Genomic DNA, 20,710 nt, shown 5'->3' with positions numbered 1-20,710 from the left:
ATATGAAAAACGCAAATTTTTCATTAGTTGCTATATTTTTAGCCCTACTAACGCTTATTTGCGCCTTTGTTGCACTTGGCGTTGGTAGGTTTTACATACCTTTTAGCGACGTCTTTAGCGTGCTAGCTCACAACTTTGGCTATGGTGAGGGCGCAGCTAGCAACATCACAAATGTGATAGAAAATTTACGTATTCCGCGCATTATAGCCGCCATCCTTGTTGGTGCTGCTCTTAGCGTGAGTGGTGCAGCCTATCAAGGCGTCTTTAAAAACCAGCTAGTTAGCCCCGATCTTCTTGGTGTTTCTGCAGGTGCCTGCGTGGGAGCTGCCACCGCGATCATCTTTGATCTATCGCTATTTTGGGTGCAGGCTTTTGCATTTGGCTTTGGTCTAGCAGCTGTTGCTATCACTCTAGCCATACCAAAGATGATGGGACGCACTAGCACGCTTATGCTAGTTCTTTCTGGTATCATCGTAAGTGGTCTCATGGGCTCTATAATCGGTTTTTTAAAATATGTCGCTGATCCTGAAACAAAGCTACCTGACATCGTCTACTGGCAGCTTGGAAGTCTAGCAAAGCTTGATAGTGAGAATTTAAAATTTATAGCCCCAGTGATGATCATCTGCGCCATTTTACTAATCGCCATGAGCTGGCGTATAAATTTGCTTTCCCTTGGCGACGAGAGTGCAGCGAGACTTGGCGTAAACGTAGCTTTTGAACGCGCTATTGTCATCATATGCGCTACGCTTCTTACAGCGTGCAGCGTCTGCATAAGCGGTATAGTCGCTTGGGTGGGACTTCTCATGCCACATCTGGCTCGTATGCTAGTTGGTGCAAACAACATAAAAAGCATGCCAGCAAGCATATTTATGGGTGCGATGTTTTTACTATTTGTAGATACATTAGCTCGTAGCATAAGCGTGAGCGAAGTGCCTCTTGGCGTGCTTACTGGCTTTATCGGCACGGTATTTTTCGTCTGGGTCTTGTGGCGAAATAAAAAGGTTGCGTGATGCTTGAAGTTAGAAATTTAAACTTTAGCTACCCAAATGGGGCTGGCAAACTAGAAAATGTAAATTTAAAGATAGGCGCAGGTGAAATTTTAACCATTCTTGGTCGAAATGGTGCTGGCAAATCAACCACTCTTGGGCTAATAAGTGGCTCGCTAAAGCCAGTTTCGGGAGAAATTTTTCTTAATGGCAAAAATGTTGATAGCCTAAGCAACAAGGAGCGCGCTAAGATCATGGCGTATGTCGCTCAAAGCGAGGTTACCGAGTATGAATACACCGGGCTTGAGTTCATCACGATGGGACGCGCGGCACACCTTGGCATCTTTGCAAGACCTAGCAAGGAGGACGAAGAGATCGCTAAAATTTACACCAAAAAGCTTGAGATCGAGTATCTTGAAGAGCGTTTTATTACGCAGATGAGTGGCGGTCAAAAGCAGATGTGTATGATCGCACGCGCGATGGCCGCGCAGCCAAAGATGATCATTTTTGATGAGCCAACGAGCGCGCTTGATTTTGGCAACCAGTATAAATTTTTACGCACGCTCAAGTGGCTAAAAGAGCTTGGCTACTCGGTCGTGCTAACTACTCATAACCCTGACTTTGCCGTACTTCTTGGCGGATATGTCGCACTTGTAAAAGGTGATGGAAATGTTGAGTTTGGCTCAGTTAGTGAGATCATCAGAAGCGAAAATTTAAGCAAACTTTACGGATTAAGCTTAAATGTAAGCTACATCGACGAAGTAAAAAGAGAGTGTTGCTTAACATATCCTCTTTAAATTTATACTCTCAAAAGAGAAATTCTTTTGAGAGCTTTTTGTATTATTTTTCTTATTTAATACTGCCTTTGGAGTAAAAATGAAAAAAGTAGTTTTGATTTTATTTTTTGCATTGATGGCAAACGCGGCGGATAAATTTGATTGTTCTAAACGCTACTGCAAAGAGATGAAAAGTTGCGAAGAAGCATATCACTATCTAAGAAAATGCGGACGCAGTGGGTTTGATCGTGATCGTGACGGCATACCATGCGAGAATGTATGCAAAGAGCGAAGAGTAGAAAAATAATTTTATTAAAATTTACTCCGCTAAATTTTAAAGCCAATAAAATCAAAAATTTAGATTAAGCTAAAAGCAACTAGGCATTATTTTTAGCAAGTGCCGCCACTCTAGTCTTTGCAGCCTGTGTGATATCATCCTCGTAGTCGTAGAAGTTAAAGGTCGCTCCATGCTGAAAAAAGCCATTTAGTATATCGCCGCTTTGGCGGTTTTTCAGATCAAGCTCCGCCACCTTAAAGCCGTCATTTGTCGCACAAAATTCCTTTAGTCTTGCTGGTGCCTCTTTTAGCTTGGTAAATAAAAAGCAGTATCCATCGCCGCCGTTTCGCCCAACTCTACCGCGCAGCTGATGAAGCGTAGCAAGCCCTAGCCGCTCAGCGCCCACGATCACTATCGTATTTAGCCTTGGTAGCGAGATACCCACCTCAACAACGGTGGTTGAGAGCAAAATTTCGCCCTCTTCTCTAAACCGCCTTAAAATTTCTTCTTTTTCTTTATCTTTGCCATGCGTGACGAAGACATTTTTGAAATTCTTTAGCCAAAAGCCCTGCGCCTCGCTTAGACTTTGGTAGTTTGAGCTCTCGCTGCTCTCAACTAGCGGATAGATGATAGCCACTTGAAAGCCTCCCTCAAGCTGCTTTTTGATGTGAGTTAGCAAAAAGCCAAACTCGCTAGCGCCTAAAATTTGGCTCATTATATTTTTCTTAAATGGCATCTGCTTTAAAAAGCTAAAATTTACGATCTCAGACTGGATTAAACTTAGCGTCCTAGGTATTGGCGTAGCTGAAAACTGCACGAAATTTGCTCGCTCGTCCTCGTTTGAGGCAAGTTCCTCTATCTTTTTACGCTGATTTGAGCCAAAGCGGTGCTGCTCATCTACCATGACAAGTGGCGAGTTTGGCAGCTCGTGAAATAGAAGCGCATGCGTGCCAACGATCAAATTTACCCCGCTAAAGTCTATCTTTTTCTCCCCGCTTCGCACCAGCATCACGTTCATAAAAGTAGGTAGCAACCTCTTTGCTTCGTTATAAATTTGCTCGCTTAAGATGCTTGTTGGCGCCATCAAAATGGCACTTTGCGGATAGACGCTAAGTGCGGCTGCTAGGATCACTAGCGTCTTGCCACTTCCCACGTCGCCCATTATGACGCGCCTTTTTGCCTGCACGGTGCTAAGGTCGTCTCTGATGTCGTTTATCGCTTTTATCTGGTCATTTGTCGGCGTAAATGGCAGGCTCTTAAGCCAAGAGCTTATATCAAAAAGCTTGATTTTTGGGCTTTTAAAGTAGGTTTTTTTAGCACTTAGCTTTTTTATGTAGTTAAAAATTTCTACAAATTTTAAGATTTCCACGCCCTCGCCCTCGTTTTTTAGGCGGTATAAAATTTGCACGCTTTGTTCATCTAGCCTTTGCAGGTCAGCTAGAAATTTAGCCTCTCGTTCACTCAAGCCCTCGGCTAATAAATTTTGTAAATTTATATATTTTAAAACGAGTTTTTTGACTTCATCATCTTTTAGCTCGGTCTTAAATTTAGGCACTATCTGGCCTATTTTTGTGGTGATTTTTGGATTTACGATCTGCCATGAGCCAAAGGCGTAGGAGCAAAGCCCATATATCGCCATCTCTTTGCCCTTTTTAAAGGCGCCGTAGTGCCAGGACTTTGCGTTAAAAATGATGATCTTTACATTACTTTGCCACTGCTCGCAAAAGGCAAGCGCCGTTAGCATTCCAGGGCGCGAGGCGAGTGAGGTGATCTTTACATTTATGCAGACCTGCCCCTCTCTTGGGCTTTTAGCGATTGTCGTATCCTCAAAGCCCTTTGGTAGCACAAGAGCAAGGTCAAGCAGGCTAAGCACGCCTATCTTTAGAAGTTTTGCCCTGTCGCTTACTTCAAATTTCATTTTTTAAGACGCAAAAACTTAGCTGATTGATCTCTGCGTGGGCTTTTATGAAGCTATTTAGCTCGCTTAGCGAAAGGGCTGAAATTTTATCCAGATCCTTCAAAAATGCCCCAAGCTCGCCATGCTCATAAAACTCGCTTTGCGCGATATCAAGGCGTTTAAATAGCGTTTCAAGTCTAAGTGGCAACGAGCCAAGTAAGAATTTCTTTGCCTGCTCAAGCTCGGCCTCACTAACTCCTTTTTTACTAAATTTTAAAATTTCCTCTTTTATAACGGCGATAGCCTCATCTTTTTTCTCATTTTTTGTCTGCATGTAGCCATAAATCTGGCTGTAAGAGAGATTTAGCAAATTTCTAGCGTAGGCGCTGTATGCAAGCCCTCTTTTCACGCGGATTTCCTCCATAAGCCTCGAGCCAAAGCCACCCTCACCCAAGATAAATGTCGCCACTGCGGCCTTGTATTTCTCCTCAGGTTTTACATTAAACGCGCGCCAAAGTAGATGTATGCCTGCTCGCTTTGCCTGATGATCTCGCTGTTTTCGCACTTGTCGCTTGGGTTAAAGTGCTCTAGCTTTCGCACCTTGCCAGGCTTTAAAATTTCTAAAACGCTAGCAAGCTCTTTTGCCTGCTTCTCGTCGATGTCGCCACCTAGCACGCAAAGCAAATTTGAAAGGTCTAAATGCTCGTTTAAAAATTTCCTCACATCTTCAAGCGTGATCGCTTTTACGCTCTTTTTGGTACCGATGCTTGGCTGAGCAAGCACGCTTTTTGGGTACAAAAGCTCAAAGAGACCCTGCCTTGCCACGTAGTCAAAGTCGTTTTCGTTTGCTGCGATCTCGCCAAGTGTGACGGTTTTGCACCTATTTAGGATCTCATCTGTCAAATTTGGAGCGCTTATAAGCTCTTTTAGCTTGCCACACGCAAAGGCAAAGTGCTCTTTTAGGCAGTTTAGATCGATGCAAAATGTCTCAAAGCCGCAGCTTGCATTTAGGCTGATCGCCCTTACTTCAAGCTCTTTAGCAAATTTAGCCGAGCCTAGCTTCATATCGCCCTCGTTTAGCAAATTTGCACTTAGTCTTGCAAGTCCTGCTAGCTTGCCATTTTGTGAGCTGCCAGCTGCTTTGAAAACTAGTTTTAGGCTCACTACTGGCATCGCTTTTGAGCTTTCAAAAACGACTGGGATTTTTACATTTTTTACATTGATATCTAAAATTTTCATCTAAAATTTCTCCAAAATATCGTAGTTTGTGTTGCGCTTAGCTGGAATTTCTCCGACATCTTTTATAAGCTCGATCATCTGGTCTTGATTCATCCTAAAGCTAGCCCCTGCAGCCTTTACGACGTTTTCTTCCATCATTGTGCTACCAAGGTCGTTTGCACCAAAAAGAAGTGCAAGCTGACCTACGTAGCTGCCCTGCGTGACCCAGCTGCTTTGGATATTTTTAAAGTTATCCAAAAAGAGCCTTGAAACCGCAAGAAGCCTTAGATAGACGTTTGAGCTTTGCTTTTTGATCTCTGGGAATTCTTGCATGAGCTTTGTATTTAGCCCTTGAAAGCTCCAAAGTATAAATGCCCTAAATCCAGCCGTTTCATCTTGTAAATTTCTGATATGCTTCCAGTGCTCCACGATCTCGCGAGTGCTCTCAACCGTGCCAAACATCATCGTCGCAGTCGTCTTCATGCCAAGCTCGTGCGCCTCTTTGTGTATGCGAAGCCAGTCTGCGGTGTCGCACTTTTTAGGGGCGATGATGTCACGCACTCTATCGCTTAAAATCTCCGCTCCAGCGCCTGGCATCGAGTATAAGCCCTTTTCGTTTAGGCGTTTTAAGACCTCTTTTGTAGAAATTTTTGAAATTCTTGCGATGTAGTCGATCTCAACGGCAGAAAAGCCATGTATCGTGATGCTTGGATAGTGCTTGCTGATGTAGCCGACAAGCTCCTCGTACCACTCGATCTTTAGCTTTGGATGCACGCCACCTTGAAATAAAATTTGCGTGCCGCCAATGGCGATAAGCTCCTCTATCTTCTTACCGATCTCCTCAAAACTTAGCACATAAGCGTCTTCTTCTTTTGCGTGGCGGTAAAATGCGCAAAATTTACAATCCACCCAGCAGACGTTTGTATAGTTAATGTTGCGATCTACGATGAAGGTCGTAATGTTATCTGGATGAAGCTCTTTTTTTCTAGCTAACGCCATCTTGCCAAGCTCGTGAAGCGGTGCATTTTCTATAAGATCGATGGCCTCATTTACACTAAGTCTTTTCAAATTTAACCTTTTATTTTGCTTATTTTTGGGCGAGAGTTTAGCCAAAAATGCTTTTAAATATGATAAATCAGGCGTTATGAAAAATTAATTTTTAAAGGCTAAAATGTGAGAAATTCTTTAAAGGAGCGAGTTATGAAAAAGGTGATATTTGCCGTTATCTGCGGGCTATTTTTAGTTGGTTGTGCTAAAAATGAGCCAAAGCCAGCCAAGCCTCAAGGAGCAAGTTGCGGATGCGCTCATCATCAAAAAATGATGCAAGAAAATATGCCAAGCTGCCCACATCATGGCATGCAAGGAGCAATGCATGAGCAAATGCCAGCAGGCTGCCCAGCTCACGCAAAATAGTAAAAGTGCCAAATGGCACTTTTATTTTAATATCACCTTGTCACCTTTGGTGCCAAGAACCGTCACTTTTTCTCCGTTAGCTAAATTTCCATCATATTTCCAAAGAGTGCCTTTAAAATAGACCATATTTTCTCTGATCTCACCAACTCCGGCTTCGTCTAAAAATTCCTCGTTAAAACTCTCTTTTCTAGACATAAATTTGCTCTTTAGCGGTGCTTTTAAAAGCGCAAGAAACACGATCGCAATCGCTGCCGTAATTAAAATTTGATAGCTCCAAGCAAAACTAAAACCAAAATTTATAGCTCCAACTACTATAAAAGCTATGCCAAAAAATAGCAAATAAAACGAGAAAAAGATAAACTCGGTGATGCACAAAACCACACCGATTGCTATCATTATAAAAGGGCTGATCACGCCTTATCCTTAGCTAGGAAATTTTTCAAAACGCTAAGGGAGCCAATAAGCTCAGTCACCTCATAAGGGACTAAAATTTTATCTTTTGAGCTATTTTTAGCTAGCTCGCTAAATGCCCCGACTCTATCGCGCGCGAGCAAAAATTCAGCCGCATTTGCGTTTTTGCTCATGCTATCATTTATCATATCCATAGCCTCTTTTTGAGCCGTTGCAATGGCGATTTGCTCGTATTTTTTTGCATCAGCCATACGCTCGATCGCCTCTGCTTGAAGCACTTTTTCTTGTTTTAGCGCTTCGGCGTTGCGTATTAAAGCCTCTTTTTCAGCCAAGGCTTTTAGCTCAATCGCACGTTTTTCACGCTCAGCTTTCATCTGCATATTCATCGCCTCTTCGATGCCAAGTGGGACAGAAATTTCAGAAATTTCTACACGCATGATCTTTACGCCCCAGTTGCCAGCAGCGTCGCCAAGAGCCACTTGAAGTGCGGCATTTAGGCGGTCACGTGAGCTTAGTGTATCGTCAAGATTCATCGCGCCGATCTCGCCACGAAGCGTAGTCATGGCTAAATTTGCTATAGCACGCTTGTAGTTATCGACATTATAAACCGCCATTTTTGCATCAAAGACCTTTAAAAAGACGATGCCATCGACACTTATGTTTACGTTATCTTTTGTGATGACTTGCTGTTTTGTGATATCAACAAGTTGTTCTTTTACGGTGATTATCGCTCTTATTTGATCAACAAATGGGATGATTATGTGAAATCCACCATCAAGCACTTTGTGAAATTTACCAAGTCGCTCGATGAGTAGATTATCAGCTTGTGATACGATCTTGATGCCAGCCTTTAAAAACAAGAACGCAAAGATAACCAGAACTACGACTAAAACGCCAAATGCTTCGATTTGCATTTTTACTCCTTTAATTTATAATTTGTTATTTTCTTAAGTATTATAATACATTTTAAATTTTATTTTCAAAAAGGATTAGCATGAAAAATTTTATATTTGCACTAAGTGCGGCCCTACTTTTGGCAGGTTGTGCCTCATCTAGCCAAAACGCAAACGTCCCACAAGGCAAATGTGAAGTAAAAAGTAGCTGCGAAGCTCCAATTAGTAGCATCGAGGGCACTTATAAAGCATTTTTACCTTGCGCTAGCTGCATGGGTGTTGATTCACGCTTAACATTAAAAAAAGATGGTATATTTGAAAGTGTGATGGACTACAAGTCAAAAGACAACTACAAAGCCGTTAGCAAAGGCAAGTACTCAATAGAAAATGGTGTGATAACAACGATTGATGAGTATAAAGAAAAGAGCTTTTATAAAATAGAAGGCGAGAACCTAAAAATGCTAGATATGGATCAAAAAGAGGTCACTGGCGAGTTAAAAGATAAATACATCTTTAAACGCGTAAAATAAATTTTAAAGGCAAAATGATATAATTTTGCAATTTTTAAGGAGTTGCAAATGAAATATCTTTTTGCCATAATTATCTCATTTTTCATCCTTGGCTGCGCAAAAAATGAAAATTTAGAGCCAAATCAAAACACACAAAATACAGTAAAAGAAGACAAGCCGTTAGTTCAGGTAAATACACCCAAAAAGCCAGAAAAGCTAATACTTCCAAACTCAATTTATAGTAGTTTTCACACTATTTTGCCTTGCCCAAATTGCGAAGGCATAAAACTATCATTACGTTAAATAAAGACAAAACCTACACAAAAACAATGCTTACTATGGATAAAAAAGTAAGCTTGATTGAAAAAAATGGCACATTTGATGTTGATGATAGTGCTATCATTTTAAAAGATGAAAATGGCAATCTTAACTACTTTACACCAAATAAAAACTCACTTCTTCAACTTGATGACAAGAAAAATAAGCGAGTTGGCGTGCTAGCTCAAATTTATAATTTTGAACCGGTAAATAAAGCTTACAAAGATAGTTTTTTCGCTAAATTTTATAAATTTAAAAACAAAGATAACTTTTTAGACATTGTAATCGTACCAAGTAAAAATGGCGCGAAAATAAGTTTTTATTCATCATTAAAAAATGGCTCGCCACTTTGCGAGTTTAGCTCTGAACTACTTTACGACAAGGGAATTTTTTACCTTTTAGATGAAAAAGGAATTGCTTTAAGCATACACAGGATAAATAATGCAATTTTTCTAGTAGCAAATGACAAAATTTGTAAAAATGCTCACATAAGCGGACGATATAAAAAAGATAAAGATCAAAAAAACCTCTTTGGCAAAGGCTTTTTTGCAGAGCTGACAAACGAATCAGCAAATAGAGATGTGATAAAAATTTATGGCTCAAAAAACATAAAACGAGATAACACAAAAAAAGAAAGCAACTATATCGTAACAAACAAAAATGAAAGAATTTTTGAATACACCTTGCTAAATGGCATTATCACAAGTATTGAAATTTACTCTAACGAATTTAAAACTCCAGAAAATATCAGCCTTAAATCAAATTTCAAAGATATAAAAAATTCTCTTGTTATTTCTAAATTTAGTAGTGACAAAAACAATATCTATCTAAAAATAGATAGCCACGATATGTTAATCACACTAAAAAATCCACTTGCCAAAGAGATAACAAGCCTAAACGATATACCAGATGAAACAAAGATAGAGCAAATAACGCTAATGTGGAATCAATAAGTTGAAAGAATATCTTAAACTTTTAAAAGAAGAGAAAAATTTTCGCCTCTTAAGCATCATTCAGCTTATATGCTATTTTGGCGTATGGTTTTCGCACACAGGTATTTTTACCCTTCTTATCAAGCTTGACGCTCCTGTTTGGGCGATCACGCTAAGTGCGGCGATGGCATTTATCCCAGGTGTTGTCATAGCTCCTTTTAGTGGAATTTTAGTTGATAAATTTAGCCCAAAACCGATGCTTGTCATCATGATGGCAGTTGAGACGATAAGCGTTTTTATGCTTCTTTTTATAGACTCGCTTGATTTTTTATGGCTACTTTTACTCATCATTTTTGTTAGAAATGGCACTGGCGGAATGTATTTTCAAGTAGAGATGAGCGTACTGCCAAAAATTTTAAGCAAAGAAAATCTCAAACTCGCAAACGAGATCCACTCTATCATCTGGGCGGTCTCATACACTGCTGGCATGGGGCTAGCGGGAGTTTATATACACTTCTTTGGGATAAAAAGCGCCTTTTTGCTTGATGGCATACTATATATTTTTAGCTTTGGATTTTTATATTTTTTAAATTTACAAGGTCTAAAGCCAGAATTTATAGAAAAACCACTAAAAATGCTAAAAAATGGCCTTGTGTATTTAAAAGAAAATAGACTCATCGTGCATCTTATATTTTTGCACGCCTTTGTTGGCATTACCGCTTATGACGCATTGATCGCACTTTTGGCTGATTACAAATATGCAAATTTACTCTCGACATCATTAATTATAGGACTATTAAATACTTCAAGATCCATTTCACTTATGTTTGCTCCAGCCATACTTAGTAAATTTATAAATAAAAATACGCTTATTTTCGTATATATCGGTCAAGGCCTTGGTATCATTATTTGGGCTTTATCGCTTTGGAATTTTTATCTATCGCTTATTGGCATTATCTTTGCTGGATTTTGCACATCAAGTCTTTGGAGCTACACCTATACAATGCTTCAGCAAAACTGCAAAAAAGAATTTTATGGCCGAGTGATTGCATATAACGATATGATTTTTCTTGGCTTTAGTGCTCTCATTTCATTTATCATTGGCCTACTTTATGATATTGGACTTAGCGTTGAGATGATTGCAAGTTTTATGGGAAGCCTCTTTTTTGTAGGAGCTTTTTACTATCACATAGTATTAAAAAGCTACAAAATAAGGTGATTGTTTTTAAATTAAGTCGCCCAAATTAAAAGGCGACTTGGCAAATTTTTATTTTTTTAGATAGTAGGTAGTTCCATTTGAAAAGCGTTTTTCATAAGCTGGAGTGTAAGGCACAAGATCAGCGTGTCCAGCGTAAAGCCTACCATCTGGCTTAAGCAATTTATGAAGCCTCTCAACACATTTTAATCTAAAATCATCATCAAAATAGATCATCATATTTCTTGAAAGTACGATATCAAATTTCCCTAGATTAAAAATAGCATCATCAAAAACATTTAAAATTTTAAACTCACACCTTGGTAAAATTTCTTTTTTTATCTTAAATTTATCATCGACTTTTGTAAAAAATCTCTCTTTTTGAAAATCACTTAATCTGTGCAAGCTCCTCTCACTAAAAATACCATTTTGACAGCTTGCTATGGCTTCTGAGTTTATGTCTATACCTACGATTGAAATTTCATGCTGTTTAAATCCCATCTCATAAGCAAGCATCGCAAGCGAATACGACTCATCTCCAGTAGAGCAAGGAGCACACAAAATTCTAGCTCCTCCAAGCTCCTTTGCGTAATAGATCACATCTTTAAGTTGAGGCAACTCTCTATAAAAATAGGTCTCATTTACAGTTACTAGATTTAAAATGTCTTGTCGCAAGCTTGAGTTATATCTTATCATCGAAACAAGATCTTTAAAGCTTTTTATTTGACGATCTCTAATAAAAATGGTAATTCGCTGCAACGTAATATCTCTTTTTGGCTCTAGATCAACTCCGCAAAGGGTTTTGATAACGTTCATAAATTCATTAAAACTATCCATATCTTGTGGAGTATTTGTTTGCATTGTTTTTGTATCTTTTGCGTCATTAGTTAATAGCATTTAAAAAATCCTCCAGCTCTTTTTTTATCATAGTTAGATTTAATGATTTTAAGCTTTGATTTAGCTCTTTTGCACGTTTTGGCATACCATAAACTATCGCGCTCTCTTCATTTTCAGCTATACATTTTGCTCCAGCCTTATAAAGCTTATCAAGCCCAGATGCACCATCATCTCCGATGCCAGTTAGCAAGATAGCTAAGACATTTGCGCTTTTGCAAATTCCAACTCCAGATTTAAACAACACATCAACATTTGGCGTATATATAGTCTTTTCTTCCGTATTTGGCTTTGCACTGATTGGTAAATTTGGCGACACCACTACATTTTGCTCGCAGACATATACGGTATTTTCTTTTAAAATTTTCCTCTCATTTAAAATTTCAACATCCAAGCCACACTCTTTTCCTATTTGCATAGCAAAAGAATTTATAAACATTTTATTCATGTGCTGGGCTATCACGATGATAGCTCCATTTAGTTTTACGTTTTTTAATAACTTTTTTAAATGTCCAGGCCCGCCAGTAGATGCCCCTATTAATATTAATTTTTGTGCCACAAATAGCCTTTAAAATTTTAATTTAATATTTAGCTTACGCCACTTTTTTTGTATATCGTCAATATCCCTGCCACTCTTTATATGCCTTGCTAATTTTTAAGCAAATTTATAGATCATTTCTTTGTGATCTTATATAAAAAGCTAAAAATTTCAGCAACAGCTTTATATAAATTTGGTGGAATTTCTTGATCAACTTCAACCTTGCTTAAAATTTCAATAAGATCAGGATCCTCTTTGATCGGTATATCATGTTCTTTTGCAAGATCAATTATTCTATTTGCTATCTCACCAGCGCCACTAGCCAGCACTCTTGGAGCATTATCTTTAGATCTGTTGTAGCCAAGAGCTACTGCTTTTTTCTTATTTACTTGCATTAAATTTTCTTATCAAAGCCCACATCAAGGCCACCAAATTTTTTAAATCTATCATTTAGCTTCACTTTTGACAAAGTTTTTATATTAAAGTTTGAAACTATAAGTCCAAGCTTTGATATTGCTTGTTTTAATTCGCTAGAGTTTGAGAGGATTAGCTCCTTAAACTCATTTGTTTGCGTAGCTACCGAGAGATCAATGTACCTTTTATCAATAAGTCCAACCATCACATTTATCTGTCCAAATTTCTTAAAATTTAGATCGATCTGAGCGTAAAATTTATCCTTTTTGCCTTGCTTAAATGCGATATTTCCACCCTCAACGCCGTCCCAAATATAAGGCATATAAGTTTGGATCCCGCCTTGAAGGCTTGATATCATTTGATGCATCTCGATCTGCGAAATCATCTTATTTGCAGCATTTACGCTTTGCGGATTTTGACTCTTTTCACTGATATTTAAAAGTGTACTTTTTATATCTTGGCTTAGCACCTTTGAAATTTCGTTGCTATTTTTAGTCGTAATATTATTTATATCGTTTGTAGCGAGATTTAGTTGTTTTAAAAGCGCCTTGCTCTCACTTAGTTCATTTTTAGCCAAACTTGCCTTAGCATCAGCAAGACTTAGGCTATGAGCAAGACGCCTCGCCGCGCTTTGGAGCTTATCTTGCAAGCTACCATCCTTTGAAACATCGCTCATCTCATTAAATGCCTTTACAAGCCCTGCTTCATCGCCTATATTATTTAGCGTTTTTAGATCGTTTTTTATGCTATCAAGGATAGTTTTTAGCTCTTTGTGATTTTGGCTAAAACCAAAATTTTGATTTAGCTTTTCATTTGCTAGGCTTGCGACTTTCTCGCTTAAATTTGAGATGAAATTTTGCATTTTGCCTATTTGATTTTTTACTAGCTCGCCATTTTGATCTTTTGAAAAATTTTTATCTAAAAATTTAACCACACTATCAAGCTTATCAACATCTTTTAAAAGGGTTTTTATGCTTGAGTTATCAAGGATGTTTTTTGCGTCATTGCTCGCTTTTTCAAGTATAGAAGCAAGTTTTGAAAAAGAATTTTGATTGTCTAATTTTTCATCACTTAGGGTTAAAATTTGATTTAGTAAATTCCCGCTTGAGAGATTTTTTATATCGCTTAGTAGCTTCTGAACCGAGCTTGGAAGCTTCTCTGGGCTAAGTGCGTGTTTTAAATTTGCTTCAAGCATTACGCCTGAGTTTTTGATCTGATCATTTAGTGAGCCGGCTTTTAGATCGGCTATTGGTTTTAGAAATTCTTTTAGCTTTAGTGCAAGGCTCTTTATCTCACTATTTTCATTTTGCGCTGCTTCTGCTTCTAAACTTTTTGCAAGGTCTGATAGCTCGCTGGCTAAATTTGGAGAGATTTTCGTGTCTTTTGCCTGAGATAAAATTTGTTCAGCCTTGCTAAGACTTGAAGCGCTTTTTAGATCATCAAGCACTCTTGCAACGAGTTTCCCAACATTATCAAGTGTCTCTGAAATGCTTTGCTCACTAGGCGTTTGTACGCTTGGCTGATTTTTAAAAAGCGAGCCTTCATTTTTACGAACTGGCACATTTTGAGCAGTATTTTGTCCAGTTTGAACCGAAGTATTTGATATATTCAAAGAATTTCCTACGTTCATTTTTTACTTTTTATTTTTTCTATCGACAAAATTTCCATTTTGCTCAATAGTAGCGATACCAGCCGTCCTTGCAACGAGCCTGTCGTTATACTCTTTTCTCATGTGCTGTGGTATTGTCTTTTGCGTTAGTGCAAATAAAATAAGCCCAGCAAAAAGCACCAAATAAACATAGATAAAGCCAAATGCTCCAAAAATTTTCATCGCATAGCTCATAAGAAGCGGCGAAAAAAGCGAAGCCAAAGAGTAGCTAAATAACAAAGCACGTGCGACTTGCACACTTTTAGTTTTATCTGTGATCTCATCATTTGCCCTAGCCAGAGAAAGTCCATAGGTGCAAAAAATTCCAGCCCCAAAAAAGAATGAAAGCAGATATTCAATCGTTAAATTTTTGCCATTTAGTAAAAACAAAACCGCACTTATTAAAGCCACACTGCTACAAAGCAAAATAGCTGGCCTTCTGCCATATCTATCAGAGAAACTACCGATAAAAACTTGAGCTAAAAAGCCTCCGATCATCGCAACAGTCATAAAAAATGACGCCTCTTTTGTGCCGTATCCTTGAAGCAAAACAAAAAGGCTTGCCATCGAAAAAAAGCCGTTTATTGCTAAGCCTGCAATGAGCGCGCCAACAAGAGCGAGCGGAACGATACCAAAAATTTTTGGGATATTTATGGGCTGACGCTCTGGGATTTGAGGCTGATTTATACGGATCAAATTTAATGGAATGCTTGAGAGCATGATAAAAGCTGCACTGATGATGAAAATTTCAAAGGTATTAAGGTTAAGCGCTAAGATCAAAATGCCAAGTCCAAAACTCGTGTAAAAAACGCCTTCATAAAAGGCTATCACGCGAGATCTTATTTTGTTTGGAATTTTTGCATTTAGCCAGCTTTCTATAACCATCAAAAGCGCGTAGTAGCAATATCCCAAAAATGCACGCAATATCGCCCAGAATGCTAAATTTTGATTTACCGCATGAAGCATAGCTGAGACTGCAAAAATGGCTGAAAAGATGGCAAAGGCTCTTATGTGGCCAGTAATTGAGATGACTCTGTGAGCTGTAATGGTGCTAATTAACGCACCCACAAAAAAGCCTGTATTGATTAATCCGATCTCTAGCTCGCCCACTCCATTTTGCTTAAGAAGTGCGCTGCAAGATGCGATGACTAGGCCATTTCCGATAAAAAGTAAACTCATGCCCAAAAATAGCGGTCCCATCGAGCGGATGATCCTAAAGCTACTTGCCATCAGTGTCCTTTGCAGTATTAAATTTATTCTCCATAAGCCCAAAAACAAATGCACCAATAGGCATCGGAGCAAGCCCAACTAAAAAAGCAGACACATTTAGTAAATTTTCATTTTTTAAAAAAATAAATCCAAAAAAAAGTATCGCATAAGCCACCAAGCGGTAAGGCATAAAGGCTGCTACAAAACTCTTATCTTTAAACGAAAATTTCTGCTTTTTTAGCCTTGCTTTCTCATCCTTTAGGCTAAATTCTTTTGCCTCATTTTGTGCCAAATTTTCGTCATCTTCATCATCTTCTTCTATCTTGGCTAAAATTTCATCTCTAGCACTCTCTAGCCTTGAATTTATGCGGTTTTTATATGCAAAAAAACTAGCCGTTAGGATGACAAGCGAGGCAAAAAATGAAATTTGTGAGCTTATAAAAAATTGATTTGATATAAATTTGCCAACCGCGCTAAGAGCCAGCCAAAGCACAAAATAGCAAATCAAAAGCCTACTAATCGTCCTCATCATCGTCTTTTATGTAGCCTCTGTATCTGCTTTCATCCTTTAGCTCATCTAGGCTTTTTATCTGTGCTTTGTAAGCTTTATAGACATTTAAAATAGCAGCTGCGATGCCAATAGCAAAGCCTATCCAAAGAGCTGGCGTGAAATTTGTAGCCTTTTTTACAAAATACCCAAGTCCGGTACCAAGCAAAATCGCGACTACGATTGAAACGCCAAGGCTTAGCTGCTCAGCACCTGCTACGATATCTTTTATCTTAAATTTTGCCATTAGGCTTTTATCTCCAAAAACGCCTCTTTAGCTGCGCTTACCGCTAGATCGATATCCGCTTCACTCATCGCATCGCAGACAAATCCAGTCTCAAACTGACTTGGCGCTAGATAAATTCCACGCTTAAGCATAGCTTGGTGGAATTTAGCAAAGAGTTTTGTATCGCTCTTTAGTGCATCGTCATAGTTTTTCACGGCATGGTCTGTAAAAAAGTAGCCAAACATAGAGCCACGAACATCAGTTTGGATAGTGATGCCAGCACTCTTTGCAGCCTCTTTAAAGCCAGCCATTAGTTTTAGGGCAAGCTTTTCGAGTCTAGCGTATAAATTTGGATCACTATTTATCTTTGAAATCGCCGCTATACCAGCACTCATCGCTACTGGGTTGCCACTTAGCGTGCCTGCTTGATAGACAGCGCCATCAGGACTTAAGCAGTCCATTATCTCGGCCTTGCCACCAAATGCAGCGACGTTCATGCCTCCGCCTATAACCTTGCCAAATGTGATGAGATCAGCGTCCACCTCATGAAATGAATATGAGCCAAGGCGTGACGCTCTAAAACCGCTCATAACCTCATCAAGGATAAGCACAGCGCCAAATTTATCGCAAAGTGTTCTAAGCTCCTCTAAAAATTTCTTATCAGCTGGCACAAGCCCCATATTTCCTGCGATTGGCTCGATTATGACGACGCCAATTTTGTCTTTATTATTTTCAAAAATGGCTTTTACGCTTTCTATATCGTTATAAACTGCCAAATAGGTGTTTTTCACAACATCTTGTGGTACGCCGCTGCTTGAAGCGTTGCCGTATGTCGTTGCACCGCTTCCTGCTTTGATAAGAAGTGCGTCGCTGTGTCCGTGGTAGCAGCCTTCAAATTTTATTAGACCATCTTTTTTAGCATATCCTCTAGCCACTCTTATCGCGCTCATAGTGGCCTCTGTGCCAGAGCTAACGAAGCGAATTTTATCTATTTGTTTAAACTCATCGCATATTAGCTTTGCAAGAGCTGTCTCTTTTGGAGATGGCGCGCCGTAAGATACGCCTTGTTTTACAGCAGAGATGATCGCCTCTTCTATATCTTTGTCGCAGTGGCCAAATATGAGCGGTCCCCAGCTTTGGATAAAGTCAAGATATTTTTTACCCTCGACGTCGTATAGATAAGCTCCCTTTGCGTGATCCATCATCACAGGCTCACCACCAACACTTCCAAATGCACGTACTGGCGAATTTACGCCGCCTGGGATATATTTTTTGGCTTCGCTAAATGCCTCTTTATTTGTCATTTTTTATCCTTTTGATTTTGTGTTTTTAAATTTGTCTTTTGATTATCTTTTTGATTTGTTACTGGTTTTACTGGCGACTTTGGTGCTTGCGTAGTAGCGGTTTTTGCTGACTCAGCTGGCTTAGCTGTGGTAGTTTTAGCTGGTTCTGCTGGTTTTGTAGCAGGGGCGGCTTTGGCAGATTGCTCTGGCTGTTTTTGCGTCGTATCAGCAGCAACTGGCTTGCTTAAATTTTGCGCTTTTGCTGCTTTTGAAGGAGTATTTATCTTATTCGTAATATATTCATAAAGAATCGTAGTCTCCTCGTCTGTCAAAAAATAGCTTGGCATGACGCCTTTTGGCTTAGTTAGAGCGGCTTTAAAGCTTTCAAATTCTATATCATTTATCTTTGGTGCTCTAAGCTCATCGTCAACCGTTTTGTTTGCTTTTTTGTCAAAGTGCTTGTATTTAGAGATTAGACTGCCCTCGCCCTTTGTACCGTGACATTTATCGCATCCTATGCCGCGTGGATTTAGGTAGAGCATCTTGGCGTATTCGGTCTTTGTGATAAAATCAGCACCAAAAATCGCCACACAAAAAAGCAAAAACAAAAAAACAGACCGCATAAACCTCTCTTTAAAAATTTTAATTTAATTTTAGGTATGATACCACCCTTGTGATTAAAAAAGCTTTTAAATAAGGATCCAATATGAAAATTTTAGACGGCAAAGCCGTATCTTTAAAGGTCAAAGAAAGCGTAAAAGTAAGAGCTGAAGAACTAAAAAAATTTGGCGTAGAACCAACCCTAGCTGTTATCTTAGTAGGCGAAGACAAAGCATCTCAAACATACGTTAGAGCCAAAGAAAAAGCTTGCAACGAATACGGCATAAAAAGCGTAGCTCACCGTCTAAGCGAAAATACAACCCAAGCAGAGCTTCTAGCGCTTATAAATGTGCTAAATTTAGACGATAGCATCCATGGAATTTTAGTACAGTTGCCACTTCCAAAACATATAGATACAAACACCGTTTTAGCAACGATCGATCCAGCAAAAGACGTAGATGGCTTTCACGCTGTAAATGTCGGCAAACTTGTTAGCGGCCTTGATGGCTTTGTGCCTTGCACACCGCTTGGCGTGATGGAAATTTTAAAAGAGTATGACATAGAAGTAGCTGGGCTAAACGCGGTTGTTATAGGTAGAAGTAATATCGTTGGCAAACCTATGGCAAATTTGCTTTTAAACGCTTCAGCAACAGTTACGATCACTCATAGCAAGACTAAAAATTTAAAAGAAATTTGCAAAAATGCCGACCTCATCGTCGCGGCCATTGGCAAGCCATTTTTCTTAAAGGCTGACATGGTAAAAGATGGCGCAGTAGTCGTTGATGTGGGTATAAACAGACTTGATGATGGCAGACTTGTAGGCGATGTGGACTTTGATGAAGTCGCACCAAAATGCTCATACATCACGCCTGTTCCTGGTGGCGTGGGTCCGATGACCATAGCCATGCTTTTAAATAATACAATCCTTGCAGCCCAAGCTAAGATAGCTAGCCAAAAAAGAGCCTAATAATGAAAAAATTTTTTACTAAATTTTATGACTTTTGCTCGAGCTGGACAGGCACTGTCATCATCGTGCTTTTTGTTATATTTTTCATAGCTCAAGCCTTTGTTATCCCGTCTGGTTCGATGAAAAATACGCTTTTGGTTGGTGATTTTTTATTTGCAAAAAAATTTGTTTATGGTATACCAACACCAAGAATTCCGTGGCTTGAGGTAAAAATTTTACCTGAGCTAAATAACAATGGGCATCTTATCACAGGCGATGGTCCGGCAAGAGGCGATATAGTCGTCTTTCGTTATCCAAAAGATGAAAAGACCCACTTTGTAAAACGCTGCTTTGCCACAAGCGAAGATGAGATAGTATTTACCGAAAAAGCCTTGTATTTGCGTCCAAAAGAGGGAGATGATTTTATAAAAGCAAACTGCCGTGAAAATTTAAATGGTAAAGAGAGTAAATTTGGCTACTCATGTAGCGATATAGCCGAACTTGATGGTAAGCTTTTCATAAAAGAGCCATATAGATTTAGCGGCATCCACTACGACGAAAATGTAAATTTATTTGAGCAGATGATTTTCATGCTAAATACAAACAAAGATAGTGTTTTTATGAAGCCAGTGCTAATTGGCTCACTACCGCAAAATCCAAATTTTAACCTTAATGCATTTTACGTCAAAGTACCAAAAGATGAATACTTCATGATAGGCGACAACCGCGATCACTCAAACGATAGCCGTTTTTGGGGAAGCGTGGCTTACAAGGACATAGTCGGACAGCCTTGGTTTATATATTTTAGCTGGGATAGCAACTACAATGTGCGCTGGGAGCGTATCGGACGCTTTGTGGATACGATAGAAAATGACGAATTTTTCACTAACAAAGCTCTAAAAGAAGGCGAAGTAGATGGGCTTCATTGATAACATAGACATAGTCAAAGTCGCCACTATCGTCATCTCTTTAATAATCGCCATCGTCGGCCACGAGATCGCTCACGGATATGTCGCTTATAAATTTGGCGACAACACCGCAAAAAATCTTGGTAGGCTTAGCATAAATCCTATAAAACATATTGACCCAGTTGGCACCATCATCGTACCGCTGGTACTTTACCTAAGCACTGGTATGATGTTTGGCTGGGCAAAACCAGTGCCTGTAAATACCTACACAGTAGTGCGAAATGGCGGCTACAAAGCAGCTATCTACGTAAGTCTAGCTGGCATTTGCTACAACGTCATCCTAGGCATTTTGTCGCTTTTTGTGCTAAAGGCTTTATTAAATATAGAAACCTTTGAAATTTTACTTCAGTTTTTATTTACGCTTGCGCTTTTAAATTTGATGTTAGCCATCTTTAATCTCTATCCGATCCCGCCACTTGATGGCTTTCACGCGCTCGAGTATGCGCTTAGAAATTTTGGTTTTCACGCACTAGCTGAAAAGCTTGAGGGCATCTCGCGATATGGCTTTGTCATCCTTATCATCATCCTCATCTCGCCTTTAAAAGATACTATCTTTTATCCGACAAGATACGTTTTAGATATCGCAAGTGCATTTATAAACGGCTAAATTTA

24 protein-coding genes and 1 pseudogene are annotated in these 20,710 nt (G+C 39.1%); 11 read left to right on the top strand and 14 right to left on the bottom strand.

Annotated features, from left to right (window positions below):
* Positions 1–2: 2 nt before the first annotated feature.
* From TH67_RS06165 to TH67_RS06155, 3 genes are all read left to right on the top strand, one after another.
* Positions 3–1,010 carry a FecCD family ABC transporter permease gene (locus tag TH67_RS06165; protein ID WP_072594815.1) on the top strand — a complete coding sequence of 336 codons (1,008 nt, stop codon included), beginning with the start codon at positions 3–5 and terminating at the stop codon, positions 1,008–1,010.
* Positions 1,010–1,783 carry an ABC transporter ATP-binding protein gene (locus TH67_RS06160; RefSeq protein ID WP_072594814.1) on the top strand — a complete coding sequence of 258 codons (774 nt, stop codon included), beginning with the start codon at positions 1,010–1,012 and terminating at the stop codon, positions 1,781–1,783. Before TH67_RS06165 ends, TH67_RS06160 begins: the two co-directional genes overlap by 1 nt.
* A gap of 79 nt (positions 1,784–1,862) precedes the next feature.
* Complete coding sequence (locus TH67_RS06155) at positions 1,863–2,069, top strand: excalibur calcium-binding domain-containing protein (protein ID WP_072594813.1); 207 nt, start codon at positions 1,863–1,865, stop codon at positions 2,067–2,069.
* 70 nt (positions 2,070–2,139) lie between these two features.
* Here the strand turns inward: TH67_RS06155 and recG are convergent, their stop codons facing one another.
* From recG to TH67_RS06140, 3 genes and pseudogenes are all read right to left on the bottom strand, one after another.
* Positions 2,140–3,957 carry an ATP-dependent DNA helicase RecG gene (recG, locus tag TH67_RS06150; RefSeq protein WP_072594812.1) on the bottom strand — a complete coding sequence of 606 codons (1,818 nt, stop codon included), beginning with the start codon at positions 3,955–3,957 and terminating at the stop codon, positions 2,140–2,142.
* Positions 3,947–5,109, bottom strand: a pseudogene (locus tag TH67_RS10820) (M16 family metallopeptidase). Before TH67_RS10820 ends, recG begins: the two are co-directional and overlap by 11 nt.
* 66 nt (positions 5,110–5,175) lie before the next feature.
* The gene (locus TH67_RS06140) at positions 5,176–6,222 is read right to left on the bottom strand and encodes a dehypoxanthine futalosine cyclase (RefSeq protein ID WP_072594811.1); all 1,047 of its coding nucleotides are present in this window, start codon (positions 6,220–6,222) and stop codon (positions 5,176–5,178) included.
* Positions 6,223–6,354: 132 nt separating this feature from the next.
* On the opposite strand from TH67_RS06140, the gene TH67_RS06135 reads away from it, so the two are divergent.
* Positions 6,355–6,567, top strand: a complete 213-nt coding sequence (locus TH67_RS06135; RefSeq protein WP_021084729.1) for a hypothetical protein — start codon at positions 6,355–6,357, stop codon at positions 6,565–6,567.
* A 21-nt stretch (positions 6,568–6,588) separates the two neighbouring features.
* Here TH67_RS06135 and TH67_RS06130 read toward each other — a convergent pair whose 3' ends face one another.
* Both TH67_RS06130 and TH67_RS06125 read right to left on the bottom strand, forming a co-directional pair.
* Positions 6,589–6,981 carry an NfeD family protein gene (locus TH67_RS06130; protein ID WP_072594810.1) on the bottom strand — a complete coding sequence of 131 codons (393 nt, stop codon included), beginning with the start codon at positions 6,979–6,981 and terminating at the stop codon, positions 6,589–6,591.
* Positions 6,978–7,892 carry an SPFH domain-containing protein gene (locus TH67_RS06125; protein WP_072594809.1) on the bottom strand — a complete coding sequence of 305 codons (915 nt, stop codon included), beginning with the start codon at positions 7,890–7,892 and terminating at the stop codon, positions 6,978–6,980. The genes TH67_RS06130 and TH67_RS06125 overlap by 4 nt, the downstream gene beginning before the upstream one ends.
* Positions 7,893–7,972: 80 nt before the next feature.
* Here TH67_RS06125 and TH67_RS06120 point away from each other — a divergent pair, with 80 nt between their 5' ends.
* Genes TH67_RS06120 through TH67_RS06110 form a run of 4 tightly spaced genes read left to right on the top strand, consistent with a single transcriptional unit; the run spans position 7,973 to position 10,849 of the window.
* Positions 7,973–8,401, top strand: a complete 429-nt coding sequence (locus TH67_RS06120; protein WP_072594808.1) for a copper resistance protein NlpE — start codon at positions 7,973–7,975, stop codon at positions 8,399–8,401.
* Between the two features lie 48 nt (positions 8,402–8,449).
* On the top strand, positions 8,450–8,683 hold the full coding sequence (locus TH67_RS10350) for a hypothetical protein (RefSeq protein ID WP_180371735.1): 234 nt from the start codon (positions 8,450–8,452) through the stop codon (positions 8,681–8,683).
* Positions 8,684–8,718: 35 nt separating this feature from the next.
* The gene (locus TH67_RS06115; RefSeq protein ID WP_257638052.1) at positions 8,719–9,651 is read left to right on the top strand and encodes a hypothetical protein; all 933 of its coding nucleotides are present in this window, start codon (positions 8,719–8,721) and stop codon (positions 9,649–9,651) included.
* A gap of 1 nt (position 9,652) precedes the next feature.
* Positions 9,653–10,849 carry an MFS transporter gene (locus TH67_RS06110; protein WP_072594807.1) on the top strand — a complete coding sequence of 399 codons (1,197 nt, stop codon included), beginning with the start codon at positions 9,653–9,655 and terminating at the stop codon, positions 10,847–10,849.
* Positions 10,850–10,897: 48 nt separating this feature from the next.
* Here the strand turns inward: TH67_RS06110 and TH67_RS06105 are convergent, their stop codons facing one another.
* The 9 genes from TH67_RS06105 to TH67_RS10815 all read right to left on the bottom strand — a co-directional run bounded on the left by TH67_RS06105 (position 10,898) and on the right by TH67_RS10815 (position 18,207).
* Positions 10,898–11,722 (bottom strand): CheR family methyltransferase, encoded by an 825-nt coding sequence (locus tag TH67_RS06105; protein ID WP_081370920.1) that lies wholly within the window; start codon positions 11,720–11,722, stop codon positions 10,898–10,900.
* Positions 11,709–12,278 (bottom strand): CheB methylesterase domain-containing protein, encoded by a 570-nt coding sequence (locus tag TH67_RS06100; protein WP_021090732.1) that lies wholly within the window; start codon positions 12,276–12,278, stop codon positions 11,709–11,711. Before TH67_RS06100 ends, TH67_RS06105 begins: the two co-directional genes overlap by 14 nt.
* 113 nt (positions 12,279–12,391) lie before the next feature.
* Complete coding sequence (locus tag TH67_RS06095; protein WP_021090972.1) at positions 12,392–12,652, bottom strand: FlhB-like flagellar biosynthesis protein; 261 nt, start codon at positions 12,650–12,652, stop codon at positions 12,392–12,394.
* On the bottom strand, positions 12,652–14,283 hold the full coding sequence (gene fliK, locus TH67_RS06090) for a flagellar hook-length control protein FliK (protein WP_180371733.1): 1,632 nt from the start codon (positions 14,281–14,283) through the stop codon (positions 12,652–12,654). Before fliK ends, TH67_RS06095 begins: the two co-directional genes overlap by 1 nt.
* 21 nt (positions 14,284–14,304) lie before the next feature.
* Positions 14,305–15,549, bottom strand: coding sequence for an MFS transporter (locus tag TH67_RS06085; RefSeq protein ID WP_072594805.1), 1,245 nt, complete (start codon positions 15,547–15,549; stop codon positions 14,305–14,307).
* Positions 15,539–16,057 carry a hypothetical protein gene (locus TH67_RS06080; RefSeq protein WP_257638051.1) on the bottom strand — a complete coding sequence of 173 codons (519 nt, stop codon included), beginning with the start codon at positions 16,055–16,057 and terminating at the stop codon, positions 15,539–15,541. The genes TH67_RS06085 and TH67_RS06080 overlap by 11 nt, the downstream gene beginning before the upstream one ends.
* Positions 16,044–16,322 (bottom strand): AtpZ/AtpI family protein, encoded by a 279-nt coding sequence (locus tag TH67_RS06075; protein ID WP_072594803.1) that lies wholly within the window; start codon positions 16,320–16,322, stop codon positions 16,044–16,046. The genes TH67_RS06080 and TH67_RS06075 overlap by 14 nt, the downstream gene beginning before the upstream one ends.
* Positions 16,322–17,605, bottom strand: a complete 1,284-nt coding sequence (hemL, locus tag TH67_RS06070) for a glutamate-1-semialdehyde 2,1-aminomutase (protein WP_072594802.1) — start codon at positions 17,603–17,605, stop codon at positions 16,322–16,324. Before hemL ends, TH67_RS06075 begins: the two co-directional genes overlap by 1 nt.
* On the bottom strand, positions 17,602–18,207 hold the full coding sequence (locus TH67_RS10815; protein WP_072594801.1) for a c-type cytochrome: 606 nt from the start codon (positions 18,205–18,207) through the stop codon (positions 17,602–17,604). Before TH67_RS10815 ends, hemL begins: the two co-directional genes overlap by 4 nt.
* 83 nt (positions 18,208–18,290) lie before the next feature.
* Between TH67_RS10815 and folD the strand changes: the two genes are divergently transcribed.
* The 3 genes from folD to TH67_RS06050 are packed head-to-tail and all read left to right on the top strand — an operon-like array spanning position 18,291 to position 20,705.
* On the top strand, positions 18,291–19,151 hold the full coding sequence (gene folD, locus TH67_RS06060) for a bifunctional methylenetetrahydrofolate dehydrogenase/methenyltetrahydrofolate cyclohydrolase FolD (RefSeq protein ID WP_072594800.1): 861 nt from the start codon (positions 18,291–18,293) through the stop codon (positions 19,149–19,151).
* 2 nt (positions 19,152–19,153) lie between these two features.
* The gene (gene lepB, locus TH67_RS06055; protein WP_072594799.1) at positions 19,154–20,059 is read left to right on the top strand and encodes a signal peptidase I; all 906 of its coding nucleotides are present in this window, start codon (positions 19,154–19,156) and stop codon (positions 20,057–20,059) included.
* Positions 20,046–20,705 carry a site-2 protease family protein gene (locus TH67_RS06050; protein WP_072594798.1) on the top strand — a complete coding sequence of 220 codons (660 nt, stop codon included), beginning with the start codon at positions 20,046–20,048 and terminating at the stop codon, positions 20,703–20,705. The genes lepB and TH67_RS06050 overlap by 14 nt, the downstream gene beginning before the upstream one ends.
* Positions 20,706–20,710 lie beyond the last annotated feature (5 nt).

It is taken from the genome of Campylobacter concisus (assembly GCF_001891085.1).
Taxonomy (GTDB): Bacteria; Campylobacterota; Campylobacteria; order Campylobacterales; family Campylobacteraceae; genus Campylobacter_A; species Campylobacter_A concisus_O.
Note: the sequence above shows the minus strand (reverse complement) of the source record. Positions and strands in the feature narration are given on the sequence as shown.

Coding starts and splice junctions, on each gene's coding strand:
- TH67_RS06165 (WP_072594815.1), top strand. CDS start 3: ATGAAAAACGCAAATTTTTCATTAGTTGCTATATTTTTAGCCCTACTA.
- TH67_RS06160 (WP_072594814.1), top strand. CDS start 1,010: ATGCTTGAAGTTAGAAATTTAAACTTTAGCTACCCAAATGGGGCTGGC.
- TH67_RS06155 (WP_072594813.1), top strand. CDS start 1,863: ATGAAAAAAGTAGTTTTGATTTTATTTTTTGCATTGATGGCAAACGCG.
- recG (WP_072594812.1), bottom strand. CDS start 3,957: ATGAAATTTGAAGTAAGCGACAGGGCAAAACTTCTAAAGATAGGCGTG.
- TH67_RS06135 (WP_021084729.1), top strand. CDS start 6,355: ATGAAAAAGGTGATATTTGCCGTTATCTGCGGGCTATTTTTAGTTGGT.
- TH67_RS06125 (WP_072594809.1), bottom strand. CDS start 7,892: ATGCAAATCGAAGCATTTGGCGTTTTAGTCGTAGTTCTGGTTATCTTT.
- TH67_RS06120 (WP_072594808.1), top strand. CDS start 7,973: ATGAAAAATTTTATATTTGCACTAAGTGCGGCCCTACTTTTGGCAGGT.
- TH67_RS10350 (WP_180371735.1), top strand. CDS start 8,450: ATGAAATATCTTTTTGCCATAATTATCTCATTTTTCATCCTTGGCTGC.
- TH67_RS06115 (WP_257638052.1), top strand. CDS start 8,719: ATGGATAAAAAAGTAAGCTTGATTGAAAAAAATGGCACATTTGATGTT.
- TH67_RS06105 (WP_081370920.1), bottom strand. CDS start 11,722: ATGCTATTAACTAATGACGCAAAAGATACAAAAACAATGCAAACAAAT.
- TH67_RS06095 (WP_021090972.1), bottom strand. CDS start 12,652: ATGCAAGTAAATAAGAAAAAAGCAGTAGCTCTTGGCTACAACAGATCT.
- TH67_RS06085 (WP_072594805.1), bottom strand. CDS start 15,549: ATGGCAAGTAGCTTTAGGATCATCCGCTCGATGGGACCGCTATTTTTG.
- TH67_RS06080 (WP_257638051.1), bottom strand. CDS start 16,057: ATGAGGACGATTAGTAGGCTTTTGATTTGCTATTTTGTGCTTTGGCTG.
- TH67_RS06075 (WP_072594803.1), bottom strand. CDS start 16,322: ATGGCAAAATTTAAGATAAAAGATATCGTAGCAGGTGCTGAGCAGCTA.
- hemL (WP_072594802.1), bottom strand. CDS start 17,605: ATGACAAATAAAGAGGCATTTAGCGAAGCCAAAAAATATATCCCAGGC.
- TH67_RS10815 (WP_072594801.1), bottom strand. CDS start 18,207: ATGCGGTCTGTTTTTTTGTTTTTGCTTTTTTGTGTGGCGATTTTTGGT.
- folD (WP_072594800.1), top strand. CDS start 18,291: ATGAAAATTTTAGACGGCAAAGCCGTATCTTTAAAGGTCAAAGAAAGC.
- lepB (WP_072594799.1), top strand. CDS start 19,154: ATGAAAAAATTTTTTACTAAATTTTATGACTTTTGCTCGAGCTGGACA.
- TH67_RS06050 (WP_072594798.1), top strand. CDS start 20,046: ATGGGCTTCATTGATAACATAGACATAGTCAAAGTCGCCACTATCGTC.